This is a genomic window from Blastococcus sp. KM273129, from assembly GCF_021698995.1.
Lineage (GTDB): Bacteria > Actinomycetota > Actinomycetes > Mycobacteriales > Geodermatophilaceae > Blastococcus.
In genome coordinates this window covers 1-9,727 of the sequence record NZ_SSXB01000109.1, presented here as the reverse complement: position 1 = coordinate 9,727, position 9,727 = coordinate 1, and the positions used below count along the sequence as shown (strand labels likewise).

The following is a 9,727-nucleotide window of genomic DNA, read 5'->3' as shown; positions in this document are numbered from 1 at the left end:
GCCCGGCGCTGTGCCGCCGGGCGCGGGGTCGCCGGGGGGCGTCGTGCCGGGCGGGGTGGTCGTGCCGTCCGGGGCCGGTGCAGGGGCGCCCGGGGTGGCGTCGCCGGCCGGGGACACCAGCAGCGGCGCGGCGTGCATGCGGCCCAGCGGCTCCCCGTCGCGGTACAGCTGGGTGGTCAGCACGTAGCGGCCGGCGCCGAGCTCCATCGACGGCGCCAGCCCGATGCCGTCGAAGTGGGGGAAGGAGCCCAGGTCGAAGCGGGCGTCGCCGGCGTCGTCGGTGGCCACGGTGGCGCCGTCGAGGGTCACCGGCTTCTTCGCCAGCGCCCAGATCTCGCCGCCGTCCTCCATGCCCAGGCCGATGTCGACGGTGTAGCGACCGCTGCCGGCCGGGGCGCTGATGCCGATCGCGGGGGTGACGGTCCCGGGGCGGGCGGTCATCGACGTGAAGGCGTAGCGCACCGTCTCGCCGACGTGGTCGCCGATGCGGGTCAGCGACAGGCGGCCACCGGTGACCGACCGGCCGGCGAAGGCCGCGACCCGGTCGGTGTCGGCGAGCAGCGCCTGCTTGAGTTCGGCGGCCGTGGCCGCTGGCGAGACGGCCCGGTAGAGCGCCACCGCGGCGGCCACGTGCGGCGCGGCGAACGACGTCCCGTCGACCAGGCGCATCCCGCCGTCGTTCCACGGGGCGGCGACCCGGGTGCCCGGGGCGAAGAGGTCCACCGACGTGGCGCCCCAGCCGGAGTGGGCGGCGACGGTGTCGGCGGCCGTGGAGCTGCCGACGGTCACGACGTTGGGTTCGGTCAGGCCGGCCGGGTAGACGGGGTTGGTGTCCCGGTTCCCGCCGTCGTTGCCGGCGGCGGCGACCACGAGGACGCCGTGCGCCTCGGCGTACGCGACGGCCGAGCGCAGCGCCTCCAGCGGCGGGCCGCTGAGCTGGCCGCCCCACGAGGCGTTGATGACGTCGGCGCCGTGGTCGACGGCGTACCGGATGGCCTTGGCGCAGAGGTAGATGTCGACGGTGCTCCCGCCGCCGGCGACCAGCGGCATGATCGACACGCCGGGCGCCACGCCCGCGGACCCGTACCCGTTGCCGGCCCGCGCCCCCACGACGCCGGAGACGCTGGTGCCGTGGCTGCCCAGGCTGCCGTTGTCGATGTCGGCATCGTCCGCGTAGAAGTTCCAGCCGTGGCAGTCGCCGGGCAGGCCGTTGCCGTCGGTGTCCGCGGTGCCGCAGCGCTCGGCCGGGTTGGTCCACAGCGAACCGGCCAGCTCCGGGTGGTCGGAGTCGAAGCCCGAGTCGATGACGGCGACGACGCGGCCCACGCCCGTGCCGGTGTCCCAGCCGGTCGTGGCGTCCACGTCGGCGTCGGCCACGGCGGGCTGGCCGTAGGCGTTGCTGCCGGTGTTCTCCAGGTTCCAGCCGTACTGCGGGAACAGCGGGTCGGTGACCGAGCCGAGGACCGGCACGGACGTCGACAGGGCCACGTCGGCGACCCCCGGCACCGCCCGCAGCCGCTCGGGGCCCAGGCCGTCGGCGGCGACGAGGGCCAGCCCGTCGTCCACCCACTGCGCGCTCTCGACGCCGGGCACCGCGGCCAGCGCCGCCAGCAGGTCGCCGGAGGAGGCGCCTGCGGTGAGCACGTAGCGGGTCAGCCCGTCGCCCTCGCCGAACCCCGTGGCGACCTCGACGGCCGGCGTGGCCCACGCCGTCCAGACCGCGGCCCCGGCGTAACCGGCCACGACGGCGCCGGAGAGCACCGCTCCCAGCACCCGCTTGCTCGTCATCCCTGCCGACCCCCGGCCACCCCGTGGCCCCCGCCGGTCGCAGTGGGGCGCTCCCGTGCCGCTACGGCGCCGGGCGGGTGGTGCTTGAGGGCCCCGGCGGTGTCCTTCACCCGGACGGAGGGGGAACCCGGTTCCCTAGACTCCGCGCCATGCTGCTGAGCGACCGCGACATCACGGCCGCGATCGCCGGGGGACGCCTCGGCATCGAGCCCTACGACCCGGGGCTGGTGCAGCCGTCCAGCATCGACGTCCGGCTGGACCGCTACTTCCGCGTCTTCAACAACGCCCGCTACACCCACATCGACCCGGCGGAGCAGCAGGACGACCTCACCACCCTCGTCGAGCCCGAGGGTGACGAGCCGTTCGTGCTGCACCCGGGTGAGTTCGTCCTGGGGTCGACGCTGGAGGTCGTGCGCATCCCCGACGACCTGGCGGCCAGGCTCGAGGGGAAGTCGAGCCTGGGTCGTCTCGGGCTGCTCACCCACTCGACGGCGGGCTTCGTGGACCCGGGCTTCTCCGGGCACATCACGCTGGAGCTGTCCAACGTGGCGAACCTGCCGATCACCCTGTGGCCGGGCATGAAGATCGGTCAGCTGTGCCTGTTCCGGCTGACCAGCGCGGCCGAGCACCCCTACGGGTCGGCGGTCTACGGCTCCCGGTACCAGGACCAGCGCGGGCCCACCCCGTCGCGCTCGTTCCGCAACTTCACCCGCGCGGAGACCCGCCGTCCCTAGCCCCCTGGTCGGCGTCGTGGGCCCGGGCGGCGGCCGGGATCTCGACCCCGGCGCTCTCCAGCACGTCGGGGCGGCGTCCCGCCGGTGACCAGCCGGGCACCGCCCGCTCCACCTCGTCGTCGACGAACACCTGGCGCGTGGCGACCCACCCGGCGACGGCGAGCACCGCGACGCCGGTGAGCACGACGACGAACATGCCGTCGTAGCTGCCGGTCGCCCCGCGCAGCACGCCCACGAGCAGGGGGCCGGCCCCCGCGACGACGTAGCCCCAGCTCTGGCTGACCGTCGAGAGGGCGGCGACGGTCTCCGGCGTCCGGGCGCGCAGGCCGATGAGGGTCAGCACCATGGGGAAGGTCCCCATGCCGACGGCGATCAGCACCATCCAGAGCCACGGCGCGGTGGCCGGCGCCGTCCACAGGCCGACCCAACCGGTCACGTAGCTGGCGGTGAAGACCGCCAGCAGCGGGCGCTGCAGCCGCGGGCGGACGGCGAGCGACGGGATCACGGCGCTCAGCGGCAGGCCGACGACGGCGTTCAGGCCCAGCATCAGCCCCGCCGTCGCGGCGCTCAGGCCCGAGTCGCGCAGGTACTGCGCCGACCAGCCGATGACGACGTAGGCCTGCAGCGCCTGGACGCCGAAGAACGCGGTGACCGCCAGCGCCGTCGGGCTGTGCACCAACGCCCGCATCGGGACGGCCGAGTGGCTCGCGCGGGAGACGTCGGGCGCGGCCGGGACGGCCAGCCACACCCCGGCCGCGACGAGCGCCGGCAGGGCCCAGACGACGAGCGCCCAGCGCCAGCCGCCGCCGTCGGTGCCCGCCGCGTCGGCGATCGGCTGGGAGGCCACCGCGGCGAGGGCCGCGCCCAGGCCCATCGCCGTGCTGTACGCGCCGACGAGGGGGCCGGTCCGCCGCGGGAAGTGGCGCTTCACCAGACCGGGGAGCATGACGTTGCCGAGGGCCCCGCCGGCCATGGCCAGCGCCGTGCCCCCGAGGAAGACGGGGAAGCCCCCGGCCAGGCTGCGCAACGCGAGCCCGGCGGTCATCGCGACGAGGGCTCCGGCGAGCACGTGCGCGTCGCGGTAGCGGGCCGACAGCGCCGGGCCGGTGAAGCCGATGAGCGCGAAGCAGACCACCGGCATGGTGGTGATCACCCCGGCCAGGCCGCTGGAGATGCCCAGCCCCCGCTCGATCTCCTGCAGCACGGGGCCGACGCTGGTCACCGCCGTCCGGAGGTTGAGCGCGGTGAGCACGATGGCGACGGCCATGAGGCCGAGCCCCCGGCGACGACCGGTGCCGGTGCTGCTACGGGCGGGGGCGGTGCGGGTCACCCGGACAGCGTCCTCCATGACGCACCCCACACGATCGCCGGGTCGGTGCACGCTGCAACCACCGCGCACCGCCCCGGGAACGGCGACGGCGCGCACCCCGAGGGGGATGCGCGCCGCCGTCGTCGTGCTGCTACTGCGGATCGTGCTCCGTGGCGGCCGAGCCCAGGCCGGCGACGTCGTCGGCCTTCGTGCCGACGTCGGCACCCTGCTCGGCACCCTGCGCGCCGACGGCGACCGGCTTCATCGAGCGCAGCAGGATCTGGCTGACGTCGAGCACCTCGACGTGCTCGCCGGCCTCGCCGTTCTGCTTCTTGCTGGTCAGCGCGTCGCTGAGCATCGTGATGCAGAACGGGCACGCGGTGGAGATGACGTCGGGATCGAGCTCGAGCGCCTCCTCGGTGCGCTCCATGTTGATCCGCTTGCCGATCTTCTCCTCCATCCACATGCGGGCACCGCCGGCGCCGCAGCAGAAGCCGCGGTCCTTGCACCGGTGCATCTCCTGCGTGGACAGGCCCTGGACGGAGTCGAGGATCTCCCGCGGGGGCGTGTAGACCTTGTTGTGCCGGCCCAGGAAGCACGGGTCGTGGTAGGTGACCTTGCGGTCGACCGGGGTGACCGGGGTGAGCCGGCCCTCCTCCACGAGCTGGCCGAGCAGCTGGGTGTGGTGCACGACCTCGTACTCGCCGCCGACCTGCGGGTACTCCCGGCCCAGCGAGTTGAAGCAGTGCGGGCAGGTCGCGACGATCTTGCGGGTGCCCGGGACGCGGCCCTCGAAGACGCCGTTGAGGGTCTCGACGTTCTCCATGGCCAGCTGCTGGAACAGGAACTCGTTGCCCATGCGGCGGGCCGGGTCGCCCGAGCAGGTCTCGCCGTTGCCGAGGACGGCGAACTCGACGCCCGCGGTGTGCAGCAGCTCGGCGACGGCCTTGGTGACCTTCTTGGCGCGGTCGTCGACGGCGCCGGCGCAGCCGACCCAGAACAGGTACTCGACGTCGTGGGGGAGCGGGCCGTCGGCGACGCGGACCTCGAAGTCGAGCTCCTTGATCCAGTCCTCGCGGACGTTGCCGCCCATGCCCCACGGGTTCCCCCGCTTCTCGAGGTTGGTCATCATGACGCCGGCCTCGGACGGGAAGTTGGACTCGATCAGCACCTGGTAGCGGCGCATGTCCTCGATGTGGTCGATGTGCTCGATGTCCACCGGGCACTGCTCGACGCAGGCGCCGCAGTTGGTGCAGCTCCACAGGACGTCGGGGTCGATGACCCCGCCCTCCTCGAGGGTGCCGACCAGCGGGCGGTGGGCCTGGGCGTCGTTGGTGCCCTCGATGCGGGCGTAGCCCGACGCCCACACCTGCTCGTCGCTGGGCTTGAGCACGTCGTAGTCCGGCGCCGTCTCGCTCGCCGTCTTCTCACCGAGGAGGTAGGGGGCCTTCGCGTACAGGTGGTCGCGGAGGTCCATGATCACCATCTTCGGGCTGAGCGGCTTGCCCGTGTTCCACGCCGGGCACTGGCTCTGGCACCGACCGCACTCCGTGCAGGTGGTGAAGTCCAGCATCCCCTTCCAGGTGAAGTCCTCGATCTTGCCGCGACCGAAGACGTCGTCCTCGCCCGGGTCCTCGAAGTCGATCGGCTTGCCGCCGGAGGTCATCGCCGGCAGCGGGCCGAGCGCCGGGGCGCCGTCGGCCTCGCGCTTGAAGTAGATGTTGAAGAAGGCGCTGAACCGGTGCCAGGCCACACCCATGTTCAGGATGCGGCTGATGACGACCAGCCAGGTCAGCGACACCACGATCTTGATGAACGCGACGATCGTGACGACGTCCGGGTTGTCCGGGAAGACGTTGGACAGCAGGCTCGCGACCGGGTGCGACCAGGTCGGGGCGTCGTCGAGGCCGGAGGCGATCTTGGCGGCGCGGATGCTCAGGATGCTGATGCCGACGACCAGGACGACGGCCTCGACGAAGTAGCCGCGGCCCTCGTTCGAGCCGGCGAACCGGCTCTTGCGGCCCTGCCGGCGCGGGTGGTCCCGCTGGCGCCGGATGATCAGGTAGACGATCCCGAGGATCGTCCCGGTGCCGATGATGTCGACGAAGAGGTTCCAGATCGCCCAGGTGCCGATCAGCGGCAGGTGGAACGCCGGGTCCCACACCTCGCCGAACGCCTCGACGAGCGTCAGGAACAGGCCGTAGAACCCGAGGAACACGAACCAGTGGGCGACGCCGATGCTCGACCACTTGAGCATCCGGGTGTGGCCCAGCGACTCGACGAGCATCGTCTTCAGCCGGGTCTTGACCGGGCCGAAGCGGGTGCCGTCGGGCTGCCCGGTGCGGATGATCCGCACCATCGCCCGGACGGCCCGGTAGGCCATGACGGACGCGACGATCAGGAACAGGACGCTGATCGTCCCCAGGACGATCTGCAGCGGGCCCGTCATGTTTTCCCCTCCCGTACGCCAGGTGGCGTCGGTCGACTCCCGCCGACCGCGCGGGCGACGGGGCTGTGTGCGGTGCGCGCACCGGCCCGCCGGCCGGTCGGCCGGCGCTCGGCGCGCAGTGCAGGCAGGCGCAGCCGGCACTCCTGCGCACGATAGCTGGCGCCCTGTGAGGCTACTCGCCGGTAACCACGGGCGCGGTGCCCCGGATCGGTGTCCGGCCACCGGGCGCCCCGCCCAATCCCGCTCCGGGGTGACGCAGAACACGGTCGGGCCGCCCTCTGCCCGCGCCGGAGCGGCGCCGGGCGGGGCCGGGGTGGGTCCGGACGCGAAAGGGGTGCGGGCCCGGGAACACGGTCGCGCTGCATGCCGTTAGGGTGGGCAGGAAAGTTGAGTGGACCCCGCGCAATGGCGGACACCGACTCCCCCGCACGGACCAGTACCACCCCAGCACACGGAAGAGAGGCCATCTCCATGGCTCGAGCGGTCGGCATCGACCTCGGCACGACCAACTCCGTCGTCACCGTCCTCGAGGGCGGCGAGCCGACGGTCATCGCGAACTCCGAGGGCTCGCGCACCACCCCCTCCGTCGTCGCCTTCGCCAAGAACGGCGAGGTGCTCGTCGGCCAGTCGGCGAAGAACCAGGCGGTCACCAACGTCGACCGCACCATCCGCTCGGTGAAGCGCCACATGGGCACCGACTGGAAGACCGGGGAGATCGACGGCAAGACCTACACCCCGCAGGAGATCAGCGCCCGCATCCTGCAGAAGCTGAAGCGGGACGCCGAGACCTATCTGGGCGAGCCGGTCACCGACGCCGTCATCACCGTCCCCGCCTACTTCGAGGACGCCCAGCGCCAGGCCACCAAGGAGGCCGGTGAGATCGCCGGCCTCAACGTCCTGCGCATCGTCAACGAGCCCACGGCGGCCGCCCTGGCCTACGGGCTGGACAAGGGCGAGACCGAGCAGACGATCCTCGTCTTCGACCTCGGTGGTGGCACCTTCGACGTCTCCCTGCTCGAGATCGGGGACGGCGTCATCGAGGTGAAGGCCACCGCCGGTGACAACCACCTCGGTGGTGACGACTGGGACGAGCGCGTCGTCAAGCACCTGGTGCAGACGTTCAACGCCTCCAACGGCATCGACCTGTCCAAGGACAAGCTGGCGATGCAGCGCCTCCGCGAGGCCGCCGAGAAGGCGAAGATCGAGCTGTCCGGCGCGCAGTCGACCAACGTCAACCTGCCCTACATCACCGCCGGCGCCGAGGGCCCGCTGCACCTCGACATCACGATGACCCGGGCCGAGTTCCAGCGGCTGACCCAGGACCTGCTCGACCGCGCCCGCGCGCCGTTCAACCAGGCGATCCGCGACGCCGGCATCTCCGTCGGCCAGATCGACCACGTCGTCCTCGTCGGCGGCTCGACCCGCATGCCGGCCGTGAGCGACCTGGTCCGTGAGCTGACCGGGGGCAAGGAGCCCAACAAGGGCGTCAACCCCGACGAGGTCGTGGCCATCGGTGCCGCGCTGCAGGCCGGTGTCCTCCGCGGCGAGGTCAAGGACGTCCTGCTCCTCGACGTCACCCCGCTGTCCCTGGGCATCGAGACCAAGGGCGGGATCATGACCAAGCTCATCGAGCGCAACACCACGATCCCGACGAAGCGCTCGGAGATCTTCACGACGGCCGACGACAACCAGCCGTCCGTGCAGATCCAGGTCTTCCAGGGCGAGCGCGAGATGGCGATGTACAACAAGAAGCTCGGCATGTTCGAGCTGACCGGTCTGCCCCCGGCGCCGCGCGGCGTCCCGCAGATCGAGGTCGCCTTCGACATCGACGCCAACGGCATCGTCCACGTCCACGCCAAGGACCTCGGCACGGGCAAGGAGCAGTCGATGACCATCACCGGCGGCTCGGCCCTCCCGAAGGAGGACATCGAGCGGATGATGAAGGACGCCGAGGCGCACGCCGAGGAGGACAAGCGACGCCGCGAGGAGGCCGAGACCCGCAACCTGGCCGAGTCGCTGCAGTACCAGACCGAGAAGTTCCTGGCCGAGAACGGTGACAAGATCCCGGCCGAGAAGAAGGACGAGCTCGGCGAGGCGCTGAGCGAGCTGCGCAGCGCGCTGGGCGGCTCGGACGTCGCGGCCATCAAGTCCGCCCAGGAGAAGGTGGCCCGGGTGTCGCAGGAGGTCGGCGGGGCGCTCTACGCCCAGCAGGCCGAGGCGGCCGGTGGGGCGCCCGGTGCGGAGGCCGGCCCGGGCGCCGGCGCCGGTGCGACGGGCAGCCAGGCCTCGGCCGACGACGACGTCGTCGACGCCGAGATCGTCGACGAGGACACCGACCGCCGATGAGCCAGGGGGACGAGCAGCCGCGGGTCGTGATCCGTGACAGGCGGCGGATCGACCCCACCACCGGCGCAGTGCGGGCGCCGGCCGGCGAGCAGCCGGCCGGCGCCCGGCCCGGTACCGACCTCCCAGGGGAGCAGATGAGCGAGCACGACACGCCGGCCGCCGGCACCGAGCACGGCACGACGACGTCGCGGGAGGACGCGGCGCCGCAGCAGGCGGCTGCGCCGCAGGACGCCGCCGCACCGCAGCCCGGTGCCGACGGCGACCTGGCCCAGCAGCTGGCCGAGCGCACCGAGGACCTGCAGCGGGTCACCGCCGAGTACGCCAACTACCGGCGCCGGGTCGACCGGGACCGCTCGCTGGTCGTCGACCAGGCCGCCGAGCGCTTCGCCGCGCAGCTGTTCCCGATCGTCGACGACATCGAGCGGGCGCGCGACCACGGTGACCTCAACGGTGCCTTCAAGGTGGTCGCCGACCGCATCCTGGGCGTGCTCGACGGGCTCGGGGTCGAGGCCTTCGGCAAGGCCGGTGACGAGTTCGACCCGGGGCTGCACGAGGCGGTCATGCACGACACCTCGGCCGAGGTCACCGTGCCGACGGCCACCACCGTGCTGCGGCAGGGCTTCCGCCGCGGCGAGCGGGTGCTGCGCACGGCCATGGTCGCGGTCACCGACCCGGAGAACCCGGCCCCGGCGGCCGCGCCGGCGTCCGACGAGACCGGCGCCCCGGCGTCCGACTGAGCGGGAGAGGGGGCGTCCGATGAGCACCCGTGACTTCATCGAGAAGGACTACTACGGCGCACTCGGCGTCCCCCAGGACGCCGACGCGGCCGCGATCAAGAAGGCCTACCGCAAGCTGGCCACGGAGCTGCACCCCGACAAGAACCCGGGCAACACCGAGGCCGAGGCGCGGTTCAAGGAGGTCTCCGAGGCCTACGACGTGCTCTCCGACCCCAAGCGGCGCGGCGAGTACGACGACGCGCGGCGGTTGTTCGGTGCCGGGGGCGCCGGTGCCCGGGCCGGGTTCCCCGGCGGTTTCCCGGGTTCCGGCGGCCAGCCCTTCGACCTCGGCGACCTCTTCGGGGCGGCCGGGGCCGGGGTGGGC

General features: G+C 72.8%; 7 protein-coding genes. 4 read left to right on the top strand and 3 right to left on the bottom strand.

The window, feature by feature from the left end; translation table 11 throughout:
- Positions 1 to 1,788 (bottom strand): S8 family serine peptidase (locus tag E9565_RS20285; protein WP_236836593.1); only part of this gene is annotated, 1,788 nt, incomplete at its 3' end.
- Positions 1,789 to 1,937: 149 nt separating this feature from the next.
- On the opposite strand from E9565_RS20285, the gene dcd reads away from it, so the two are divergent.
- A complete protein-coding gene (gene dcd, locus E9565_RS20280; protein ID WP_236828613.1) occupies positions 1,938 to 2,522 on the top strand; it encodes a dCTP deaminase in 585 nt (194 codons plus the stop codon).
- Here the strand turns inward: dcd and E9565_RS20275 are convergent.
- Positions 2,494 to 3,852, bottom strand: coding sequence for an MFS transporter (locus E9565_RS20275; RefSeq protein WP_236836592.1), 1,359 nt, complete (start codon positions 3,850 to 3,852; stop codon positions 2,494 to 2,496). The genes dcd and E9565_RS20275 overlap by 29 nt on opposite strands.
- Positions 3,853 to 3,982: 130 nt before the next feature.
- A complete protein-coding gene (locus E9565_RS20270) occupies positions 3,983 to 6,280 on the bottom strand; it encodes a (Fe-S)-binding protein (protein WP_236828615.1) in 2,298 nt (765 codons plus the stop codon).
- A 471-nt stretch (positions 6,281 to 6,751) separates the two neighbouring features.
- Here E9565_RS20270 and dnaK point away from each other — a divergent pair, with 471 nt between their 5' ends.
- The 3 genes from dnaK to E9565_RS20255 form a co-directional block, all read left to right on the top strand.
- A complete protein-coding gene (gene dnaK, locus E9565_RS20265) occupies positions 6,752 to 8,626 on the top strand; it encodes a molecular chaperone DnaK (RefSeq protein ID WP_236828616.1) in 1,875 nt (624 codons plus the stop codon).
- Positions 8,623 to 9,363, top strand: a complete 741-nt coding sequence (gene grpE / locus E9565_RS20260) for a nucleotide exchange factor GrpE (protein ID WP_236828617.1) — start codon at positions 8,623 to 8,625, stop codon at positions 9,361 to 9,363. The genes dnaK and grpE overlap by 4 nt, the downstream gene beginning before the upstream one ends.
- Before the next feature lie 19 nt (positions 9,364 to 9,382).
- On the top strand, positions 9,383 to 9,727 hold a 345-nt coding region (locus E9565_RS20255; protein WP_236836591.1), incomplete at its 3' end, for a DnaJ domain-containing protein.

What these genes read in the sequence shown, in the direction of transcription:
- dcd (WP_236828613.1), top strand. Translation starts at nt 1,938, where the DNA reads ATGCTGCTGAGCGACCGCGACATCACGGCCGCGATCGCCGGGGGACGC.
- E9565_RS20270 (WP_236828615.1), bottom strand. Translation starts at nt 6,280, where the DNA reads ATGACGGGCCCGCTGCAGATCGTCCTGGGGACGATCAGCGTCCTGTTC.
- dnaK (WP_236828616.1), top strand. Translation starts at nt 6,752, where the DNA reads ATGGCTCGAGCGGTCGGCATCGACCTCGGCACGACCAACTCCGTCGTC.
- grpE (WP_236828617.1), top strand. Translation starts at nt 8,623, where the DNA reads ATGAGCCAGGGGGACGAGCAGCCGCGGGTCGTGATCCGTGACAGGCGG.